Origin of the sequence: Nonomuraea sp. 10N515B (genome assembly GCF_052245915.1) — a bacterium.
In the GTDB taxonomy this organism is placed as follows: Bacteria; Actinomycetota; Actinomycetes; order Streptosporangiales; family Streptosporangiaceae; genus Nonomuraea.
Genome location: NZ_JBQQBQ010000028.1, coordinates 88,595 through 108,590, shown reverse-complemented (window position 1 = coordinate 108,590; position 19,996 = coordinate 88,595). Strand labels below are relative to the sequence as shown.

The window sequence follows — 19,996 nt, the reverse complement described above, 5'->3', positions numbered from 1 at the left end:
TCATGGCTGACTTCGACCCTGTGACGAAAGCCGTCGTGCCCGCCGCGGGTCTGGGCACCCGGTTCCTCCCGGCGACCAAGGCGACACCCAAGGAGATGTTGCCCATCGTCGACAAGCCCGCGATCCAGTATGTCGTCGAGGAGGCCGCCTCCGCCGGGCTGCTCGATGTGCTCATGGTCACCGGCAAGAACAAGCGCTCCATCGAGGACCACTTCGACCGCGCGTTCGAGCTCGAGGGGGCCCTGGAGGCGAAAGGCGACGAGCATCGGCTGTCCCAGGTCCGTGAGCCCGCCTCGCTGGCGACGCTCCACTATGTGCGGCAGGGCGAGCCGAAGGGGCTCGGCCACGCGGTGTTGTGCGCCAAGCAGCACGTCGGTGACCACCCGTTCGCCTGCCTGCTCGGCGACGACTTGATCGACTATCGCGACCCGCTGCTCAAACGCATGATAGAGGTGCGCGACACGTTCGGCGGCAGCGTGATCGCGCTGATGGAGGTGCCCAAGGAGCAGGTCTCGCTGTACGGCGTCGCGACCATCGAGGCCACCGCCGAGGACGACGTCGTGCGGGTGACCGATCTGGTGGAGAAGCCGCCGGTCGACGAGGCGCCGTCCAACTGGGCCATCATCGGGCGTTATGTGATCGATCCCGCGGTGTTCGAGGTGCTGGAGGACACTCCGCCGGGGCGCGGGGGCGAGATCCAGCTCACCGACGCGCTGCGCACGCTCGCGGCGCGTGGCTCCCATGAGGGTGGCCCGGTGCACGGGGTGCTGTTCAGGGGGCGGCGGTACGACACCGGGGACAAGCTGGATTATTTGCGGACCGTGGTGAAGTTCGCGGCGGATCGGGAGGATCTGGCCCCCGAGTTCGTGCCGTGGTTGCGGGAGTTCCTCGATGAAATCGGTTGACGCGCATCTGGCCGAGATCCTGGCCACCGTGCGTCCTCTGGCGCCGCTGGAGCTCGAGCTGGAGCAGGCGCTGGGGGCGACGCTGGCCGAGGAGGTGTCGTCGCCGGTGCCACTGCCGCCGTTCGACAACTCGGCCATGGATGGCTATGCCGTGCGATCGGCGGATATCACCGACCTTCCGGTGAGGTTGCCGGTGATCGACGACGTGGCGGCCGGGTCTCATGAGCTGAGGGCCGTGGGGCCGGGGCACGCCGTACGCATCATGACCGGGGCCCCCGTCCCGGCCGGCGCCGATGCCGTGGTGCCGGTGGAGTGGACGGACGGGGGGACGGTCTCGGTGACGATCGACCGCCCCGTGCAGGAAGGCAACGCGATCCGCCGGGCGGGGGAGGACGTGCAGGCCGGCGAGGTCGTGCTCAAGACCGGCACGGTGATCGGGGCGGCGCAGCTGGGGATCATCGCCGGGGTGGGGCGGCGTCGGGTGCTGGCGCGGCCGCGGCCTCGGGTCGTCGTCATCTCCACCGGCGCCGAGCTGGTGGAGCCGGGCGGGCAGCTGGCGCCCGGGCAGATCTGGGATTCCAACAGCTTCACGTTGACGGCCGCGGTACGGGAGGCGGGCGCGGAGGGGTTCCGCGCGGGCTCCGTCGGGGACGATCCCGCCGTGCTGCTCGACCGGCTCGACACCCACCTGGTGCGGGCCGATGCGATCATCACCAGCGGCGGGGTGTCGATGGGGGCCTACGAGCCGGTCAAGGAGGCTCTGTCGCCGCTGGGCACCGTACGTTTCGAGAAGGTCGCCATGCAGCCGGGGATGCCGCAGGGGTTCGGCGTCCTGGGTGAGGACGAGGTGCCGATCTTCGCCCTGCCCGGCAATCCCGTGTCGTCTTATGTCTCTTTCATGCTGTTCGTACGTCCTGCGCTCGCCAAGATGCGCGGGCTGCCCGGCGGCCCGCCGGAAGCGGTGACCGCCTACGTCACCGGCCCGCTGCGCTCGCCCGCGGGGCGGCGGTCCTACCTGCGGGGCGTGCTCGCCTCCGACGGCACCGTGTCGCCGGTGCACGGGCAGGGCTCGCATCAGCTGGCCGCCTTGGCTTCGGCGAACGCGCTGATCGTGGTGCCCGAGGACGTGACCGAGGTGCCCGGTGGCACCGAGGTGGAGGTGATCCGGCTGTGAGAGGGCGAAGCCGGCACAGCGGCATGCTCACCGGACCGGCGAGGAGGGGTCTATGAGCGAGCTGACGCACATCGACGAAACGGGCGCCGCGCGCATGGTGGACGTGTCCGCCAAGGACGTGTCAGCGCGTAGTGCCGTGGCCACCGGCCGGGTGCTGCTGTCGGCCGAGGTGGTCGCGTTGCTGCGGTCGGGGGAGGTGCCCAAGGGAGACGCGCTGGGGGTGGCGCGGATCGCGGGGATCATGGGGGCGAAGCGGACTCCTGATCTCATTCCGCTCTGTCATCCGATCGCGTTGCATGGGGTGAAGGTCACGCTGGACGTCGAGGACTGGGGCGTGGCGATCACGTGCCGGGTGAAGACGGCCGACCGCACCGGCGTGGAGATGGAGGCGCTGACGGCCGTCTCGGTCGCGGCGCTGGCCCTGATCGACATGGTCAAGGCAGTGGATCCGGGCGCGGTGATCACCGACGTGCGGGTGGAGGAGAAGCTGGGCGGGAAGACCGGCCGCTGGACGAGGGAGCCGGAGGGCTGATGCGGGCACTGGTGATCACCGTGTCGAACCGGGCGTCCGCCGGGATTTATGCCGATAAATCAGGACCATTGCTGGTCGAGCTGCTCCGCGACGACGCCGGGTGCGAGGTCGTCGACGGCCCGCTGGTGGTGCCGGACGGTGACCCCGTCGAGGCGGCGCTGCGCAAGGGGCTGGCGGGCGGCTACGACGTCATCGTGACCACCGGGGGGACCGGGCTGACGCCGATGGATCTGACGCCGGAGATCACCGCCCGGGTGATTTCCCGGGAAATTCCCGGCATCGCCGAGGCGATCAGGATGGCGAACCGCGACAAGGTCCCGACCTCCGTCCTGTCCCGTGGGCTGGCCGGTCAGGCAGGCAACACCTTGATCGTGAACTTGCCCGGATCGTCCGGTGGCGTACGCGATGGCGTGGCCGTACTCGCCCCGATCCTGCGGCACGCGGTCGACCAGATCGGGGGCGGCGATCACCCGCGCTGACCGTGATTCGGTGCGCACGTGGCGACATCATGCCCGATGGGGGGATGATGAGAGATGTGGATCGACTTCGTGGCTGGCCGGCGGCCCTCAACGAAGGCCCGGTAGGCCTCCGGCCGCTGCGGCTGAGCGACGTACGCGTGTGGCGCGAGACCAGGCTGCGCAATGCGGACTGGCTGCGTCCCTGGGAGCCGAGCAATCCTGAGACACCCCTGTTCAGGACCGGGCTCGGCCCCTACATCTCCATGGTCGGCACCCTGCGGCGCGAGGCCAGGCAAGGGCTGGCGCTTCCGTGGGTGGTCACGTACGAGGGACGCTTCGCGGGCCAGCTGACCGTGGGCGCGATCGTGTGGGGATCCGCCCGATCTGCCCAGGTCGGATACTGGATCGACGGCGCCCTGGCCGGCCGGGGGATCACCCCCACCGCCCTCGCCATGGCCGTCGACCATTGCTTCTTCACCACCGGATTGCATCGGCTAGAGGCGAACATCCGCCCCGAGAACCAAGCCAGCCGTAGGGTGGTTGAGAAGCTCGGATTCAGGGAAGAAGGCATTCGGCGTCGCCAACTCCACATTGACGGAGCCTGGCGCGACCATATTTGCTACGCGTTGACCGTCGAGGACGTGCCCGGCGGGCTGCTCGTGCAGTGGCGTCGCGCCCGCGAGTCGGCCGCTCGCGGGGGGTCTCCTGTCGAAGAGGTTTGACGATCTCGCGACACACCGCACCGAATGCTCGTCAATCAGAACACGCGGTCTTACGGTGCGTGACGTGAGCACATTGAAGACGCAACGAACCCACATGCGTCTTCGTGCTGCCCTCATACGGAGGTGGCCGTGAGCAGCGTCCTCCTCTACCTCGCCATTGTCGTCATGTGGCTGTGCGTCCTCATCCCGATGTGGCTGCGCAAGGACAAGACGAACCTCGCCGAGCTGGCCGAGCTCGAGGAGTACTACACCGGCGAGCACCAGCTGCCCGACCTCGACAACCTGGAGCCCCCGTCCATGGAGGGCTCCGATGAGGACGAGGGCGCGCCGCCGCCGCCGTCGTCGGAGGCCGAGAAGGTCGACGTCCGCCGGTTCCGGCTGCGGCGCCGCGCCATCATCGTCGCCCGCCGGCGCCGGCTGCTGTTCTTCACCACACTGCTGGTGCTGGCCTCGGTCGTCACGGCCGCGGTCCAGATGATCCCGTGGTGGGGGGTTGCGCCGTCCGTGGTCATCATGCTGGCGTACATGGGGTTCCTGCGGGTCGCCGTACAGGTGGACAGTGAACGCCGGGTACGGGCCCGCCAGGCGCGCGCTGAGCGACTGCGGCGGGCCCGCGAGCGCCGCCAGGTCGTCGAAGAGCCGCCGGCCGAGGTGATCGATCTTACGTCGCTGCACCAGGACGTGCTGTTCGACCAGTACGCCGAGCCGCCCAGGCGGGCGGTAGGGGACTGAAACGGTGGCGCGAGGACCCTCAAAGGTTTGCTAATCTGGTCGAGTCCTTGGGGATGTAGCGCAGTCCGGTAGCGCACTTCGTTCGCATCGAAGGGGTCAGGGGTTCGAATCCCCTCATCTCCACCCAGGGGGCCGTTCTTGAGACGGCTGGACTGAAGTTGACGGGATCCCGTCTGATCATCGCGATCGGGCGGGATCTTGTCGTTTCAGGGGTTTCCGAATCGGGTTCGTCCTGGTTTGGGCCCGTGGAGCAGGTGCCTGGGGAGGCCCGGGTGGTTTCAGGGCGCTGGTGGAGGTCGGAGTTCGCGTCGCTGGGCATGGCGATGCCGGCTCCGGGCTGGGTGTTGCGACAAGGTGATCTGAAGTGCGGGTTATGGGGCGGGTGGTGGCCTGCTTCGGCCCGTGAGCGGTGTGCGGTCGATGTGCTCTGCTGGGATCTGGAGGATGTCGGCGGGTGTGTCGGGCTCGTCTGGGGGCTGGTGGGTGTGGCGCCACTGGTCGAGGACGTGGTCGTTGGCGACGGTGACGAGCAACGCGACCAGGATGGTCTGGGCGACGCGGCCGTGGGCGAGCCGGTTCTTCGGATCAGCCAGGTCGAGGTCGTGGCCTTTGAGACGGCCGTTCAGCCTTCAGTCATCGCCCTGGCAGCGGAGTACGTCCCTCGCCACGAGGGGCTGAGGTAGGGCAGATCCTGGCGGAACTTGTCGAGGTGGCCGAGGTCGTCCTTGCGGACGGTGATGGTGTGCTGTTGGCAGATCCTCGGCAGTTCGCCGGTCTTGTGGTCGGGCTGTGGGGGAAGAATGCGAGGTTTGGCCGCGGGGTGGGCGGCTCGTTGCCGGGTGTCGGTGAGGTCGACCGCGGTGGGCCGGCTGGGGCCGCGCTGGTGGAGGCGGTCGAAGCGGGGGCAGGTCAGCGATGGGGAGGTGCCTGCTGCCGGGCACTGGAAGCGGACGGTGCCGTCGGTGTTCGGGCTCTGCTTGAGGCGCAGCAAGTACGGCTCTCGCGCGCTGATGAGCGCGGTGAGTTCTTCCGATGGGGTGCGGATGGCGGCGTCGTCCAGACCGGTGGTGGCCTGAGCGAGCCTGTCGGGCATCAGCGGGCAGGCCAGGGAGCCGTCGATGAGCAGGGCGCCGTGGGCGCTGCCCTGCACCCCTCGTTGATCCACTTTGTAGTCGAGTGCAAGTCGGTAGCCGAGTTCGCGTGCGGGTTGGGCGAAGTGGCCGGGCTGCTGGTCGGTGTATGCGCGGTCGACGACGGCGAACGCTGCGGGCAAGCCGAGGGTGGCCAGGGGCTTGAGGGTGGTGATGGCGTTTTCGCCGATGCGTTTGTGCGGGGTGTCGAGGACCAGGCCGAGCGCCAGTTGCGGGAAAGACCCGGAAACCGGGCGGGTGCGGGCGGCGACGGTGAGGGTGGCGCTGTAGCCGTACTCGGGTGGGCCGTTTCCGGCCGAGTGGTGCCAGCCTGCGGTGATCTCGGTGGCGGCGATCAGTTCGCCGGTGGAGCGGCGGACGTGGGGTGGGCGGGCGAAGACCGGGGTGGCGGTGGTGTCGATGCCGACGTCGCCGCGGAAGTGACGGAGGTAGCCCCGGCCTTTGGCCCAGCGCACCGGGGTGAGCACCAGTGCGGTGGCGATGTCCTGCAGCAGTTCCCGCTTGCGCGAGTGTGCTGGGTCGTCATCCTCCCATGCGGCGGCCAGCGTGTCGGCCTGGTGCTGGGGCAGGCGGGCGCGCCGATCGTGGCGGGCTGGATCCAGCACTGTGGTCAGCCGGTTGAAGGCCCGGTAGAAGCGGCGGGAGGAGGCGAGCACCTGGTGGATATCTTCGGGGTTGATGTCGGGCAGGCCGAGCCGGTGGCGTGCGGCGGCGGTCAGACAGAACGCGGCGATCCGCCAGGCCTCGATGAGAGTGGCCTTGCCGGTGTGGTTGATGGACAGCAGCAGGCAGGTCAGCACCGCGGCGATGGGCAGCCCGGGCGGGCCGGGCCTCGAGCCGAGTTCTGCGTCGATCAGCGGCATGATGCCGGAGTCGTCCAGCAGCCGGGCGTAGTGACTGACGACGGCGTCGGGGATCTGTGCCGTCTGCTTGGCAGGAGGCCGAGGCCGGGTGGCTCGGGCTCGGGTGGTGCGCGGCGGCCAGGCGCGTGGCTTCGCCGTACTCACATGGTGCGGCCGCGCAGCAGCGCGACCGCGGTCTGTTCGTCCAGGGCGGGGACGAAGTGTTGGTAGCGGGCCAGTGCGGAGGTGCTCATCCCGGCCGCGGCGGCCACCACTCCCAGGTCGATGCGGGCGCTCAGCAGTTCGACGATCCACGAGGAGCGCAGCCGGCGCACCGACAAGGCGGGCAGGCCGCCGGTCGGGGTGTGGCGGGCTGTCCAGGAGCTGAACAGGTTCTTGGCGTGCCGGGCGGCGCGCCCGGGCCGGAAGATGAAGGCGTCACCGGGCCGGTCGGCGGCGTGGGCCAGGACGTCCTCCCAGGCGGCGCGGCAGACGATCAACCGTTGGGTGCCAGGGACGGTCACCACGATCGCGCCGGAGTCCAGGCGGCGCAGATGCCCGGTGCGGACGGCGGCCACCTCCCCAGAGGTCAGACCGCAACCGAAGGCGAGCGCCATCAACGCCAGCGCGTCGCCTCTGGCCTGGCCGGGCAGGCGTTCGGCCCAACCGCGAAGACGGCCGAGCTGAGCCGGCGAGTAGGGCAGGCTGACCGTCTTGGGGGCTTTCATCGGCGGCGGCGCTTGTTCGCCGCGTTCCAGCCAGGCCAGCGTGGCGCGCATGTGCCGCAGCCAGCTGCGGTAGGTCTGCGCCGAACTCGGGGCCAGGTCGGTGCAGCCGGTCAGGATGAACGCGTCGATCGTCTCGTGCCGCAGCCACACTTCCGGGTCATCAGGCAGGCCGGAGCGGTGACACCACACGGCCAGCCGGGTGGTGTCGGTGAGCAGCCGTTGCACCCGGTAGGGGGAGCGGTCGGCGCTGGCGGCGACCAGCATCCGCACGTGCCCGGCGACAAGGTCCCATTCCGGCTGGGGGTTCTGCGGCCGGTAGCCGGTGATCGTGGCCGAAGTTTCCGCGTCGAGGGTCACACCCCATCCATAGCGGCAAGACAACCTGCCGTTACGCAGGGCGACGACATCCACCGAAAGGAGCGCTTTGTCATGGTCGGAGGACGCGCGCGGTCCCGCTCTCCCCGGGACCTGGCCGAGGACCCGCAGAACTGGCCCCACGCGGATCTGTCCGGCCATATGGCCGCCGCCGTCGTCCAGGCCATCGCCGCCACCCTGCAGAAAGTGATCGCCGAACGAGGACTGAGCTTCCGACGCCTGGCGGCCATGTCCGGCGTCAACCGGCAGACCATCAACGACCTGGCCGCCGGGCGCTGCTGGCCCGACGTGGCCACGATCGCCCAGTTGGAGGCCGGTCTGGGCATCCGGCTGTGGCCGGTCTCGCCCGGCGGGTCCGATGGAAGCTGACCCGCGGCGAACGTGTCTTGGCCCTGGTGAGGGCATCGTCGATCCTTCCCGCCTCGTCCTGTCGGTGGCAGGGCAGGCGAAATCCGGGCTCGACGTCTCCCCAAGAGAACCCATCCGGGTTACTCTCGGGAATGCGGGAGCCACTGTCGGTTAGACCTGCTGGTCGCTCACGCAACCTCGGGTGCCGCCGAGACGCAACCTCGGCGGCACCCTGCTCATGCACGGCATGGCCGTGATCAGGAACGGATGGTCAATCGGCCTCCCCGGTCGGTGCGTAGCCGTTGATACCGGCGGCGATCGCGTAAAGCCCATCGGCTTCTCGGCAAAGCCACCCATCAGTCACCAGTCGCTGCAATCGCGAACGCATCCCCTCGACCTGGGAGCGGGTGTCCGGCTTGCCGATCGCCTGAACGATCTCCCGTGCCCGCATCGGCTCATCGGCCGTAGCCAGCAGCGTCACCACCTGCTGCCGGAACCCCCGCAGCGGCGGTAGCTGTGCGTGCTTGACTTCAGGGTCGAGGCGAGCCGGGGCGTGCGGTTCCTCCTCGACGACCACGCCGTCACCTTCATCCATGTCGGCGTGGCTGAGGTGGTCGCCGGTGAACTCTGTCAGCGTCTCGCGCGTGATGGCCAGGCGCTGCAGTCGTTCCTCGACCGCGGCCAGTTGTGCCCGCAAGTCCTCGGCCTGCCGTAGCGCAGCCGTCTCGGCCTGGGCCACGCGTTCCAACAGTGACGTCACCATCGCCTCCCCCAAGAGAAGCAGCCGTACCCGCCTGCCGCATTCACGCCATGCAGCCCAACAACTCCACACTGTAAACGGCTAAGCACTGGCAGTCACTACCAGGCTGAAGATCGTTGATGCTTGGCGGCTGTCAGTACCGATGGGCACATCTCCACCTCAGATTCGGCGCCGAGGCAGTGCCGGCCTTCAGTGCCAGGCCTTTATCTCCTCGGCCAGCCCCGCGAGGGACTCCACTGGATGCTCGACCTCGGTCCACGGCGGCGTGAGGTCGGTGGGCTCGAAGCGGGGGACCACGTGGAGGTGGAAGTGGAAGACGCTCTGCCAGGCCGTCTCGCCGCTGGCATGCCAGAGATTCACCCCAGCGGCCCCGAGCGCGCTGGCGAGCCGCCGGGACACCTCGACCGCGGCCCGCATGACCTGCGCCGCCGTCTCCACCGGAATCTCCCCCAAATCTCGGTAGTGCACTCTCGGCACGACCAGCGCATGACCCCTGGTCGCCTGGGCGATGTTGAGGAAGGCGATGGTGTGCTCGTCCTCGTGGACGGTCTGCGAGGGCTCGGTGCCGGCGACGATGCGACAGAAGGTGCAGTCCATGAGCGGCATGATCACAGCGCGCTCGGTCAGCACGCAAAGGCGTTTCAGATGATGATCACTGCCACCGCAGACAGTAACCCTAGGAAACGATCAACTCAGATCCGGGAAGCGATCTTCAGGACTCCAGCTTCGGCCAGGTCAGGCCCACTCGTGAACACCCCCCTCACCACCGCTCGTGCAGCCAACGCAGCGACGCGACGGCAAGAGCGACCACCATGTCCAGCAGATAGCGATCCGCCGACGGTCCCGCCGTCACGGCCGTCTTGAGCAAGAACCCGGCGTGCAGCACCAGCAGGTCGTCGATCTGCCCGGGAGCGAGATGGCGGGTGAGCCGATGGGCGTCGGCGAGCGGTTGAGGGTCCACACCGCTCAGGCGTGCGCTCGACAACAGTGTGACCACGTCGCAGTACGGGGCGCCCACCCACGCATGCGGCCAATCGATCACCACCACACGATCAGGGCTCACCAAGACGTTGAACGGATACAGATCTCCGTGCAAAAGCGTTTCCCCAGCGAACGGCGACACCGCCGCCGCCTCCATCCCAACCAGGTCATCAAGGCGCTCCACCGCCCACGGCGCCAGCACCGCCAGTGCATCGCGCTCACGACGAGACGTCAGCGCCCGCCACCCGCCCAGCCGGGGCCGGGCGGCCAGGAACCGCTCATCAACCGGGGACGGCGTGAGCAGCGACACCAACTCGCCGACCGTTTCCAAAACCCGCCGCAGCTCTTCAACACGCCATGGCTGCGCGGGAAGACGGCCCTCGATCTCCTCAAACGCCAGAGCGACCCAGTCTCCGTCGTCATACACGCCCAGCAAGCGCGGCACCGGCGCCCGCCCTGAAAGCCGCTCCGAGATCACCGCCTCACGACGATGAAACCCAGCCACCGCGGGCGCCCGACCCGACTGTGCGGCCTTAACGAACGCGCCCCTGCCGTTGGCCAGCCGGACCCGAGCCGCCAGCCCCTCCGAAAAGCCGCCCGGCTGACTAACCGCGGCGACCACCCCGGCCCCGAGTAGCCGCTCAACACCCACGACCACCTCGGCGGGCAAGGCCGCCCACGCCAACCTCCGCCCTCCGGTGGCATGTGGCATCTCCATGCGCATCCCATCACGACCTTCCGCCCATCCGGTAGCGGTCATCTCTGCCCATTTCAGGTGCGCGTACAGATCACGAACACGATCGAGACTACGCCCAACGCTGGGAAACGATCATGCAGGCGCCGGGAAACGATCTTTCGCCCTGCCTAAACCGACCAGGTCACACCCACTCGTGAACACCCCACCAGGAAATTGCAGGTTAAAAGGGGTTTCGGAGTTCATCCGGAGCCCCTTTTCCCTTGTCTGGGAGTCGATGGGAGCCAATCGGGGAGCCATCTCACTCGGATTCTCTACCCGTGTCGGCTGTCGCCGAAGATGGTGTTCATGGTGTGGGCACCCTTGGTGATCACTGGTCTGAGCTGGTGCCGGTAGACCGCTTCACAGCGCGGCGACGGCAGGACGGACAACTCGCAGGCGTAGGAGTCAGCCGGCGCGCTCAGCACCCAGACGATCATCGCCGCCAGCGGCTTCGGCCGGATGCAGAGCTCGGGATCGTACGGGCGCCCGAAGGCGCTCCTGACCTCCCCAGAAGGTCGGTCGCCGTCGCTGCGGGATAGACCGTGGTGACACGTATCCCATGGGCGGCCTCCTCCTCACGCAGAGAATCGGCCAACTCACGCAGCGCCGCCTTGCTGCCGACGAACGCCGACCAGGGGGGCACACCGGTCATCCTGGGCGAGGCGTTGACAAAGATCACATGCCCCCTGGACCGCCGCAACGCGGGCAACGTCAGCCGCACCAGCTCGGCGGCGGAGGCCACGTTCACCGCCAGCGTCCGCCGCCACGTCTCAGGGCCGGCCTCGGCGACGGCTTCGACGGGAGAGATTCCCGCGCAATGCACCAGCAGGAAGAGCGTCCTCGTCTACGACGGCGATGTAGCCGTAGTAGGGCGGGCCGTGCCGGTAGCCGTTGGCGGCATGCTGCCGCTGGCCGCGCATCGACTGCAGGAAGTACGGCTGCCGCGGGGCAATCAACGCGGTGAGTTCCCCGGACGGGGCCGCCAGGTTCAGGCTCTGAAACTGTAGGCGCGCTCGACGTGGGCGATCCGAATGTCGTAGTACTCGTACCAGCGCTCGCGTCCGAGCCGTTGCGCCTCCAGATGCTCGACGTCGGCCTTCCAACTGGCGATCGACTCGGCGTCGGCGTAGTAGATCACCGTCAGTTCATGGCCATCGGCTCTGGCGACGGACTCGCGGCCCAGGTAGCCCGGCCACTTGGTGCCGAGCTCGACCATCCGGGCCGCCATCTCGTCATATCCCTCTAGGCCCGTGTCCTTCAGCTTCTGAGTGATGATTACCGCATAGTAGGGGGGTGTAATAGGCGTCATGCCCATATGCTACTGACGGTTCCCTCCCGGCGATCGCGTCGCACTCGCTCCCGGCACGCTTTGCGTTCAGTCGAGATGACCAGGGCGCCGCCGACTGGGGTCACTGGCACTGCTTAACTGAGCCTTGCGATCAGCGACCGTGATCATCCCCGTCAAGTGCGCCATACCCCGTTATCTGGCCTGGTTCTTGTGGCGCTATTCGCCTGCCGAACAGCTGGGAAACGATCAGTTGTGCTGCGGGAAGCGATCATCACCATACCCGACTCGGTGCAGGTCACGCCTATTCGTGAACACCCACCCAGGGCGGAGGACGCTCGTGGTGTCGGGCCGCTGGGAGACGTGAGAGATCGGCCGCTGGGCTGCGGTGCCCATCTGTCGTGCATGGGCAGGCATGGTCAGGCGGGGATCGCAGTCACCAGGCCGCCATCGATGATGAGGTCTTGGCCGTTGATGTAGGACGCCTCTGAGGAGGCCAGGAACGTCACCGCCGCGGCGACCTCCTCCGCCCGGCCGAATCGGCCGGCCGCCACCCGGCCAATGATGGCCGTCGACTCAGTTTCGCTCAACGCCGCGGCCGGGTACATCGGTGTGTCGATGTACCCCGGGCTGACGGAGTTGGCGCGGATTCCGCGCGGCGCGAGTTCCCGCCGCCAAGGTACGGGCCAGGTTGTCCGCGTCGCCTTGGTGGCCGAATAGAGCGTGAGAATGCCGTTGCCGCGATGCAGGGTCCAGGAGGCGTTGATGACGACGGAGCCGCCATCGGCCAACAGCGGCAGCGCCTTCTGGATCGTGAAGAACACGCCTTTGACGTTCAGCGCCGATGGTCTGATCGAAGTCGGCTTCGGTGATGTCGGCGAAGGGCGCGAACGTGCCCACGCCGGCGTTGGCGAAGACGACGTCCAGCCGGCCGTACCGAGTCTTGATCATGCCCATGAGGTCACCAGATCGTTGAGGTCGGCCGCGTCCGCCACCACGCCGAGGGCGTGCGAGCCGAGCATGGCGGCGGCCTGGTCCACACGCCGCTGGGTGCGGCCGGTGACGATCAGGTGGGCGCCTTCGGCGACGAGGCGGTGTGCGGTGGCCAGTCCCATGCCGCTCGTGCCGCCGGTGATCAACGCGGTCTTGTCGATGAAGCGCATCATGCGAGTGCTCCGGAAAGTCGGTCGGCGGTCGCTGGCAGCCAGTCGGGGCGGGCGTTGCCGAGCAGATGGTCGCCGTGAGGGATGTGCAGGTACTGTCCGCGTGGCGCCAGGCGGGCGAGGGGTTCGCCGTTGGTAACGCCGGGGATGAGGTCCTGGCCGCCGTCCACCACCATGAGAGGGCAGGTGATGCGCGGAGCGAGGGTGGACAGGTCCACCTGGCGGGCGAAGTGGCGGGCGGCTTCCTCTCCTCCGGCGCGCTGGATGAGAATCTCCTGTACAGGGGGCGGTAGGGTGTCCCAATCCAGGCGGAAGGGGCCGCTGACGGTGACCACGGCCGCGACGCGCGGTTCATGGGCGGCGCTTTTGGCGACGTAATAGCCGCCGAGGCTGAGCCCGACCAGTCCCACGCTCTCGACGCCGAGTGCGTCGATGACCCGGCCGATCACCTGGTGGTAGTCCGCAGTGACCGTGGAGGTGGCCGCGAGCGCGCCCTGGCCCGGCCCGTCCATGGTGAATACGGCCAGACCCCGGCGCAGCAAGGCGGTGGTCACGTCGTGGAACTCCTCCTTGCTGGAGTCCAGCCCAGGCACCACCACAGCCGTGGCCGCCGCGCCGGCCGGGCCGCGCAGCCAGCCGGCGAAGCCCGATCCCTCGATCCGGCGCGCGCGAGGCTCCAGCAGTTGCAGGGCGCGACCCATGGCGGCGTCGGCTTTCGCGGCGGCGAGTGCGTGTTCAGGATTCGGCCCCAGGGTGGCGAAGTGGAACCAGCGCGCTGCGACCTGACAGTGCTCGCCCGCGGAAATTGCCGTGCCCGCCTGCTCGGCGCGCGCGAGGTGTCCGTGTGCGGCGCGCATCAAGACCTCGCCCCATTGGCCCAGGTCGGCCAGCTCACCGGTGACCCGCTGGTATTCGTGCGGGTCCAGCCCGGCTCCGGTGGCCCGCGTCAGGTTGGCGGCGGCGAAGTCGGCAGCGTTCATCGTGGTGCTCCGATCGTCAGGACGGCGTTGCCGCGGATCCGGCGTTCCCGCAGGTTGACGAGCACATCGGCGGTCTGGCTCCAATCGGCGGTACAGCCGATCTCCGGGTGAAGCCGCCCGCCGGACATCAGACGTACCAAGGTGGCCAGATCGGGACCGTATGGCGCGCCCGCATAGTGGAAGTGCCGGATCACGGCGTTCTCCGGCCCGGCGAGCAGGTCGAAGAAGTTCATCGTCGCCGGGGTACGGCTGGCCTGGCCGAACCAGATCAGCGTGCCGCCGGGGACCAGCCTGGCCAGCGCGGTCGCGAGAGCGCTTCCGCCGGTGGACTCCAGCGCCACGTCGAACGGGCCGCCCGCGTCGGTCACGTCATGCACGATCGCCGCGGCACCCAGCTCGCGCAGGCGTGCACCACGTTCCACGGTGGCGGTGACGGCACTCACCTCCGCTCCGGCCGCGGCCGCCATCTCGGTGAAGTAGTGGCCCACCCCGCCAGAGGCGCCGGTGACCAGCACCCGCCTGCCCGCCAGGGCGCCGACCGTACGGATCAATCGAAGCGCGGTGATCCCGGCCAGCGGCAGCGCGGCCGCCTGGACGGCGCTGATCTCGTCGGGCAGCACGGCCAGCGAGTGAGTGGGCACGGCCACGTACTCGGCCCAGCCTCCCAGCGGCGGATGGCCGACCACGCGGGTGCCGGCCGACGGTCCGGAGCCGTCGGCGGCGGCCTGCACGACCAGGCCGGCGACGTCCTTGCCGGGCAGCAGGCCGGGTTTCGGCTCTTCCAGAAGGAATGTCTCACCTCGGTTCGGGGAGAAGGCCTCAACCTTGATCAGCGCTTCCCCTGCGGTGGGTACGGGCTGAACGTCCTGGGCGAACTCCACCGGACGCACTGGATCTCTCGTGGGGATCAATCTTCGCATGCAGCCATGAAACCGGCGTACGAGCCGCGGGATCCAACAACGTACGGGACAGGCCGACAACCATCGGTTGTCGCCTAAGGTGAAAGACGTGGACCTCGACCTGGCGCAGGTGCGCGCGTTCGTCCTGGCCGCCGAGGAGTTGCACTTCGGTCACGCGGCCGAGGAACTGTCGATCTCCCAGCAGGCGCTGTCCAAGCGGATTGCCCGCCTGGAGTCCATGCTCGGCAGGCGCCTATTCGAACGTGGTGGCCACGGGGTACGGCTCACCGAGGCCGGGCAACGTTTCCTGGAGCCTGCCCGACAGGCCTTGGCCGCCGCCGACCTGGCCATGGCGACGGTGCTGGATGCGTACCGTCCGTTGCGGATCGACGTGTGGGGCCACCTGTATGCGCCCATGCGAACGCTGGCGCAAGTGGCGTCCCACGAGCCACGGCTGGAACTCGGGCATGGCCGTGACCTTCCTGCGGTGGCAGCCGCGCTGCTTCACGGCGCGATCGACGCCGCCTTCGGCCGCGTTCACGCGCCTTTGCCCGCAGGGTTGACGCATCGCCTGGTGCGGCTGGAGCCGGTGGATGCGATCCTCAGCGCCGACCATCCACTGGCGCACGCTCCGGCCATCCGCCCCGAGCAACTGCACGACGGCGTGCTCTGGACCCCGGGGCCGCTCCAGCGGCTGGACTTCCTCCACCGCTTCGCCGAGCACTTCGGCATCCGCGATCAGGCGGAGGGCACCAATCTGGGGCTGGACCACTTCCTGGCAGATCTGGCAGCCGATCCGCGCCGCTTCTGCCTGCTGCCTGCGGACGTGCCGCTCCCATCCGGCCCTGCGATCCGCTCGGTCCCGCTGGTGGACCCGACACCCCTGTACGCCTGGTCATTGCTGTGGCGTGACAACGGCGGCCATCCACTGCTGGAAGCCTTGACGAGCGCCTTCACGGCGCAGGCGAAGCGCAACCGCTGGTTGGAATACGATCCCATCCGCGATTGGCTTCCCGAGCATCATCCCTCACCGCGGCGGAATCGTCCCGACCCAGGCTTTTGAGCCTCAGGGATCCGACGTCGACTGACCAGACCACGTTGCGGTTGGAGGGCGGGGTGTTACTGGATCTCCTTCCGGACAGGGCTCGCGCGGCATGTGCGGGAAACGATCATTCTCCCTTCGGGAAGCGATCTTCTCAACCCCTCTCGTGCCCCAGGCCAGCCCTACTCGATTCACCAAGCCGATCCGGCGCAAGCCCGGCCATGGTCGTTGGCGTCAGATGATCGAGGAAGGCCCGGCCCTTAGTTGTCCGCGTTCAAGGATCGGCCACGGCGCCGCACTCATACCGCCCTCAAGATCGCCCCATCGTGGTCGGCCGACGTAGCTGGTCGGGCGCGATCGCCGAGCGGGGGCCTGTCAGCGGTGCAACCGTTGGGGACCCAGGTCGCGGGTGGTGTGCGCGAGGGCATGGATCAGGGCGTTTTCCGTCTCGGCACGCCAGACCAGGGCGTACGGGAGGGCGTCCATGTCACGGACCGGCAGGTAGACGACGTCCGGCCGGATCAAGTACGGGAACAGGCGGCGACGGTGATGGTCGCGCTCGTCGGTCACATCCGGCGCCCCTTGGGGCGGATCTTGATGTGGCGCATGTCGGTCACCGCGAGCTGCAAGATCGCATACGGATGCCCGTGCGCCTCCAGCGCGGCCATCGCGCCAAGCGCCGCCTCGTCTTGGCCGTCGTCCGGACCTGCCGGCACCTGGCAGCGGAAGGTGAAAGCCGTCACGCTCTGATCGTGGGTGAACGTCCCGGCCTCGGTGTAGGCGGTGCCGCCTGCGGCAAGGACGGCGGCCCGCCCGGCGTCGTCGAGCCCGGTGAACTTTCCTCTGATCGTTACCCTGAACAACTGCTCATTCCTCTCGTACGGCGTAGCCGAGTAGGCGCTTCCCCATGAGCTCCTCCGCGGCGTCGATCAGCTCCAGCACTTTCGCGGCGATGACGCCCGGCCGCTCGCCGGCAGCGGTCCGCCTGCCGATCTCCGACAGGACCATGCTGTGCAGGCTCCCAAGCTGCCAGGCGACAGCCCGCGGCAGCGGGTCGCCGGGTGCGGCGCCGGTCTCCAGGACCAGTTGGTCGGCCAGCTCGGCGGTCATCTGGTGGGCGAGCCGCTCAAGCCGGGCGGTCAGCGTGGGCGCGGCCCGCATCATCTCCAGTACACGGCCGAATCCTTCGCTCAACCCGAGCCTGCGCTCACGCCCGCGCACCTCCTGACGCAGCCGCGCCAGGACCGCATCGGCCGCCGACTGACCGGCTCGGCGCCCACGCACGATGTCGGCCAGCCGCTGCGGGGAGGCCTCCTCCGGCGGCAGAACGAGGTCCTCTTTGGCCTGGAAGTAGTTGTAGACGGTGTTGACCGACACCTCCGCAGCCGCGGCGACCTCGGCGATCGTGACGTTGTCGAAGCCGCGCGCGACGAACAGGCCGCTGGCCACACCGGAGATGCGTTGCCGGGTCTGTCGCTTCTTGCGCTCGCGCAGCCCCTCAGACATACGTGGAGTCTACTCCAAATTTGGAGTCGATTGCATTTATATGCCCTTCGGACGGTCTTGGCGGCCCGGCCCTCGAGGCGCGCCTTACACACTGCGAGGGGATAAGGAGGGGGGCTCGCTCCCGGGATTTGCAGGACCAGCCGTCGTTCTGACCGGGTCCGTGGTCACATCCGCTCGTTGATCGCAGCGACCAGCGCAGTCGGTTTGAGCCGCGGGACACGATCAGCTCGCGAGCGGGAAGCGATCTTATGGAGCCCGTGTTGTTGCAGGCCAACCGCACTCGTGAACACCCCACCCAGGTCAAAGGCCGCTTCCAGAGCGTTGGAAGCGCTGTGTTCCCGCTAATGCCCCTGAATGGCCCCGTATCCAAGCGCTGGACCCGTGACGATCGCGGACTCTGGTACTCGGCGTAAGAGGCTGGAGCGATCAGTCTGTCGCGGCCCTGGGCGCCGTGGTGGACAATGTCCGCTGTCGATCATGTGTGGGGGAAGGCGGCCCATGCTTCGGTGGCGCTATCTGCGATGGTGGTTAGCCGCACTGGCGGCGTGCGTCCTGAGTTTCCTGTCCCCGTGGCTGCCGATGTTCATCCCGGGCGATGCGAGCGTGTTATGTGGAGGCCCGCTTTCGGTCAGCCCGTCCGAGATGCAGTCCGGTCTCGAGCGGACGTGGGAGCGTCTGCGCGATCCCGTGACGTCCACGACAGAGCAGGTTCTGGTCCTGTACGCCCTGCCCTCTATAAGCGCTCTCCTGTCAGGCGCGGTCGCCGCCTGGGCAGGGCGTCGGCTCAGCACGGCGGTGGGAGCGTTGGCCGTTTCGGCCATGCTGGTGGTCGCGCTTGACTGGCTGTTCCTCGGGCTCCGGTACGTCAGGACGCTCAACTGCGCGGGCTGGGACGGAAGACTCCCGTGGCTGCTGTGGCATCTTGTGCCTGTGCTTGGCTACAGCAGCGCGGCCGTTCTACTGATCGCGGGAATCCGGGCCCGCTGGAGGATGGAGCGGGGCAGAGAACCCGGTCTGGAACAACCAGTCGGCCGTTCCTGACGCCTCCTCATTGCCGGGCATGCTATCTGGCTGGAGCGAGTTGGAGCCGGGCCTGCTTGATGGTTGAGGCCGTGCCGTATAATTATCGTGCATCCCGAGCGAGCGACCGCCCGGGATTTTGCTTTTATGCCTTCTCCTCATCGCACGATCCTGAACGCAGCAGTTCCCCTCTTCTTGTCCATGAGTGCCGGGGTCGTCGCCCAGCTCATCAGCACTTCTCTCCTTGGACAGCAGGCGACAACCCAACTGGCGGCCTTCGCGCTCGCAACTGCAGTACTCGCCCCGGTCACGGCTGCGGTGTCGGGCGGTCTGCGCGGCATGGCCCCGTTCGTCGCCGCCTGCCGTGACCGCCCCACTGAGGCGCTGCCCATCCTGAAAGACGCGCGCTGGCTCACCATCGGGCTCGGAACGGTTGGCGCAAGCGTCATGCTCGGTGTTCCGCTGATCGCGCGGATCAGCAGGATACCCCATGAGGTGGCAGCTGAGTTCGGCACGTTGCCCTTGCTCATGGCCTTCCAAGTGTTGCTGTTTTCCGCAGGCAGCGGCGCCAACGGGATGCTGATTGCGCTGGGACGCAGTCGGCTGGTGCTCTGGTCGAGCCTGTCGAGCACAGCCGTGGAGGTCATCTTGCTCCTCACTCTGGTGCCCGTGATGGGCATCCAAGGCACCGGTATCGCGCTCCTGGTATCCACCGCCCTGGCCGTCACCGTGTCGAACGTGCTCTTGCTGCGCGTACCTGAATTGGCTGGGCAGTCTCTGTGGCCTGGACGTCCGCGGCCACGGGAGATCGTACGCATGGCAAAGGTGGGTATCCCGATGTCCGCCACGCTGGTCATCAAGTTCACGGTCATGGGCGGCGTGACCTACGCCGCCGCCACGCGGACAGGAACTCAAGGGGCTGCTGCCCACGCGATCCTCGCATCGCTGGAGGGATTCCTCGGCCTGGTCGCTTTCGCTGTTGCCCAGGCCGCTACTCCGGAGATCGCCAGAGCAGCCTCGCCCGGTGATGCCCGCCGACTCAACCGGGTGGCCGTGGCGATCGCGGCTTCCGGACTGCTGTCTGGCGCGCTCGTGTTGCTCTTCCTCGGCGAAGTCGTACTTGAGCTGTTCACCTCGGATGCCACGGTGCTCGCCCTGACCCTCGTCCTACTGCCGCTGCTGACGGTCTACGCCCTCGCCAACAACTGCGGGATCGTGATGTCTTGGAGCCTGATGGGGCTCAGGCGCTCGACCTGGACCCTCGGCTCAGCCATCGCGGGGTATGGCATGCTCGCTTTGATGATGACTCCTGCAGCGGCGGCATGGGAGCTGACAGGCCTGTGGATTGCGTTGACAGCGAGCAGCGTGCTCATCCTTGGAGCACAGATCGTCGGCTTCGTGCGGTACAGCGCACGGGTGGGCTCGGCTCTGGAAACCTCTCGGGGATGATGCCCGGGCCGGGAACCCCCAGCGATTGCTGTGTCGCCGTGACCGGGGGCTGCGACCAGCTCATCGGCATGGCCTGGAGGAAGTTGACGGGATCCCGTCTGATCGTCGAGATCGGGCGGGAACTTGTCGTTTCAGGGGTTTTCGAATTGGGTTCGTCCTGGTTCGGGAGCCGCGGAGCAGGTGTCCGGGCAGGCCCGGGTGGCGTCAG

Annotated in this window: 24 protein-coding genes, 1 tRNA gene and 1 pseudogene; 12 read left to right on the top strand and 14 right to left on the bottom strand. The window is 68.2% G+C overall.

The window, feature by feature from the left end:
- Positions 1–2 precede the first annotated feature (2 nt).
- From galU to ACTWQA_RS34140, 8 genes are all read left to right on the top strand, one after another.
- Positions 3–905 (top strand): UTP--glucose-1-phosphate uridylyltransferase GalU, encoded by a 903-nt coding sequence (gene galU / locus ACTWQA_RS34175; RefSeq protein WP_443163119.1) that lies wholly within the window; start codon positions 3–5, stop codon positions 903–905.
- Positions 892–2,079, top strand: a complete 1,188-nt coding sequence (glp, locus tag ACTWQA_RS34170; protein WP_443163118.1) for a molybdotransferase-like divisome protein Glp — start codon at positions 892–894, stop codon at positions 2,077–2,079. Before galU ends, glp begins: the two co-directional genes overlap by 14 nt.
- A 52-nt stretch (positions 2,080–2,131) precedes the next feature.
- Positions 2,132–2,611, top strand: a complete 480-nt coding sequence (gene moaC / locus ACTWQA_RS34165) for a cyclic pyranopterin monophosphate synthase MoaC (protein ID WP_305921188.1) — start codon at positions 2,132–2,134, stop codon at positions 2,609–2,611.
- Positions 2,611–3,090, top strand: a complete 480-nt coding sequence (locus ACTWQA_RS34160) for a MogA/MoaB family molybdenum cofactor biosynthesis protein (RefSeq protein ID WP_443163117.1) — start codon at positions 2,611–2,613, stop codon at positions 3,088–3,090. The genes moaC and ACTWQA_RS34160 overlap by 1 nt, the downstream gene beginning before the upstream one ends.
- A gap of 47 nt (positions 3,091–3,137) precedes the next feature.
- Entirely contained in the window at positions 3,138–3,791 is a 654-nt protein-coding gene (locus tag ACTWQA_RS34155; protein WP_305921239.1) for a GNAT family N-acetyltransferase, read from the top strand.
- Between the two features lie 129 nt (positions 3,792–3,920).
- Positions 3,921–4,523, top strand: coding sequence for a divisome protein SepX/GlpR (gene sepX / locus ACTWQA_RS34150; RefSeq protein ID WP_443163116.1), 603 nt, complete (start codon positions 3,921–3,923; stop codon positions 4,521–4,523).
- A gap of 49 nt (positions 4,524–4,572) precedes the next feature.
- Positions 4,573–4,646: transfer RNA gene (locus ACTWQA_RS34145), tRNA-Ala, on the top strand.
- A 35-nt stretch (positions 4,647–4,681) separates the two neighbouring features.
- A complete protein-coding gene (locus tag ACTWQA_RS34140; RefSeq protein WP_443163115.1) occupies positions 4,682–5,206 on the top strand; it encodes a hypothetical protein in 525 nt (174 codons plus the stop codon).
- Here the strand turns inward: ACTWQA_RS34140 and ACTWQA_RS34135 are convergent.
- Together ACTWQA_RS34135 and ACTWQA_RS34130 are read right to left on the bottom strand one after the other, a co-directional pair.
- A complete protein-coding gene (locus ACTWQA_RS34135; RefSeq protein WP_443163114.1) occupies positions 5,146–6,681 on the bottom strand; it encodes a hypothetical protein in 1,536 nt (511 codons plus the stop codon). The genes ACTWQA_RS34140 and ACTWQA_RS34135 overlap by 61 nt on opposite strands.
- Positions 6,678–7,601, bottom strand: a complete 924-nt coding sequence (locus ACTWQA_RS34130) for a hypothetical protein (protein ID WP_443163113.1) — start codon at positions 7,599–7,601, stop codon at positions 6,678–6,680. Before ACTWQA_RS34130 ends, ACTWQA_RS34135 begins: the two co-directional genes overlap by 4 nt.
- Positions 7,602–7,673: 72 nt before the next feature.
- On the opposite strand from ACTWQA_RS34130, the gene ACTWQA_RS34125 reads away from it, so the two are divergent.
- Entirely contained in the window at positions 7,674–7,988 is a 315-nt protein-coding gene (locus ACTWQA_RS34125; protein ID WP_443163112.1) for a helix-turn-helix domain-containing protein, read from the top strand.
- Between the two features lie 250 nt (positions 7,989–8,238).
- On the opposite strand, the gene ACTWQA_RS34120 is transcribed toward ACTWQA_RS34125, so the two are convergent.
- From ACTWQA_RS34120 to ACTWQA_RS34080, 9 genes and pseudogenes are all read right to left on the bottom strand, one after another.
- Entirely contained in the window at positions 8,239–8,730 is a 492-nt protein-coding gene (locus ACTWQA_RS34120) for a hypothetical protein (RefSeq protein ID WP_443163111.1), read from the bottom strand.
- A gap of 186 nt (positions 8,731–8,916) precedes the next feature.
- The gene (locus ACTWQA_RS34115) at positions 8,917–9,324 is read right to left on the bottom strand and encodes an HIT family protein (RefSeq protein ID WP_443163110.1); all 408 of its coding nucleotides are present in this window, start codon (positions 9,322–9,324) and stop codon (positions 8,917–8,919) included.
- Positions 9,325–9,487: 163 nt separating this feature from the next.
- A complete protein-coding gene (locus tag ACTWQA_RS34110; protein WP_443163109.1) occupies positions 9,488–10,378 on the bottom strand; it encodes a phosphotransferase family protein in 891 nt (296 codons plus the stop codon).
- Positions 10,379–10,716: 338 nt separating this feature from the next.
- On the bottom strand, positions 10,717–10,881 hold the full coding sequence (locus ACTWQA_RS34105; protein WP_443163108.1) for a hypothetical protein: 165 nt from the start codon (positions 10,879–10,881) through the stop codon (positions 10,717–10,719).
- Positions 10,878–11,267, bottom strand: coding sequence for an SDR family NAD(P)-dependent oxidoreductase (locus ACTWQA_RS34100; protein ID WP_443163107.1), 390 nt, complete (start codon positions 11,265–11,267; stop codon positions 10,878–10,880). The genes ACTWQA_RS34105 and ACTWQA_RS34100 overlap by 4 nt, the downstream gene beginning before the upstream one ends.
- Positions 11,268–11,432: 165 nt before the next feature.
- Positions 11,433–11,753, bottom strand: a complete 321-nt coding sequence (locus ACTWQA_RS34095) for an antibiotic biosynthesis monooxygenase family protein (RefSeq protein WP_206060813.1) — start codon at positions 11,751–11,753, stop codon at positions 11,433–11,435.
- Positions 11,754–12,148: 395 nt separating this feature from the next.
- Positions 12,149–12,892: pseudogene (locus ACTWQA_RS34090) on the bottom strand (SDR family NAD(P)-dependent oxidoreductase).
- Positions 12,892–13,872, bottom strand: a complete 981-nt coding sequence (locus ACTWQA_RS34085) for an alpha/beta hydrolase family protein (protein ID WP_443163106.1) — start codon at positions 13,870–13,872, stop codon at positions 12,892–12,894. Before ACTWQA_RS34085 ends, ACTWQA_RS34090 begins: the two are co-directional and overlap by 1 nt.
- On the bottom strand, positions 13,869–14,792 hold the full coding sequence (locus ACTWQA_RS34080; protein WP_443163105.1) for a zinc-binding dehydrogenase: 924 nt from the start codon (positions 14,790–14,792) through the stop codon (positions 13,869–13,871). Before ACTWQA_RS34080 ends, ACTWQA_RS34085 begins: the two co-directional genes overlap by 4 nt.
- Positions 14,793–14,880: 88 nt before the next feature.
- Between ACTWQA_RS34080 and ACTWQA_RS34075 the strand changes: the two genes are divergently transcribed.
- The gene (locus tag ACTWQA_RS34075) at positions 14,881–15,834 is read left to right on the top strand and encodes a LysR family transcriptional regulator (protein WP_443163104.1); all 954 of its coding nucleotides are present in this window, start codon (positions 14,881–14,883) and stop codon (positions 15,832–15,834) included.
- Positions 15,835–16,188: 354 nt separating this feature from the next.
- On the opposite strand, the gene ACTWQA_RS34070 is transcribed toward ACTWQA_RS34075, so the two are convergent.
- From ACTWQA_RS34070 to ACTWQA_RS34060, 3 genes are read right to left on the bottom strand one after another with little or no spacing between them, the layout of a single operon-like run.
- Positions 16,189–16,383: a hypothetical protein gene (locus ACTWQA_RS34070; protein ID WP_443163103.1), complete on the bottom strand. Its 195-nt coding sequence runs from the start codon at positions 16,381–16,383 to the stop codon at positions 16,189–16,191.
- On the bottom strand, positions 16,380–16,676 hold the full coding sequence (locus ACTWQA_RS34065) for a DUF6204 family protein (protein WP_443163102.1): 297 nt from the start codon (positions 16,674–16,676) through the stop codon (positions 16,380–16,382). The genes ACTWQA_RS34070 and ACTWQA_RS34065 overlap by 4 nt, the downstream gene beginning before the upstream one ends.
- Positions 16,677–16,680: 4 nt before the next feature.
- Positions 16,681–17,319, bottom strand: a complete 639-nt coding sequence (locus tag ACTWQA_RS34060; protein ID WP_443163101.1) for a TetR/AcrR family transcriptional regulator — start codon at positions 17,317–17,319, stop codon at positions 16,681–16,683.
- Positions 17,320–17,961: 642 nt separating this feature from the next.
- Here ACTWQA_RS34060 and ACTWQA_RS34055 point away from each other — a divergent pair.
- Both ACTWQA_RS34055 and ACTWQA_RS34050 read left to right on the top strand, forming a co-directional pair.
- Positions 17,962–18,360, top strand: a complete 399-nt coding sequence (locus ACTWQA_RS34055) for a hypothetical protein (protein ID WP_443163100.1) — start codon at positions 17,962–17,964, stop codon at positions 18,358–18,360.
- An 87-nt stretch (positions 18,361–18,447) separates the two neighbouring features.
- Complete coding sequence (locus ACTWQA_RS34050) at positions 18,448–19,788, top strand: MATE family efflux transporter (RefSeq protein ID WP_443163099.1); 1,341 nt, start codon at positions 18,448–18,450, stop codon at positions 19,786–19,788.
- The last annotated feature ends 208 nt before the right edge of the window (positions 19,789–19,996 follow it).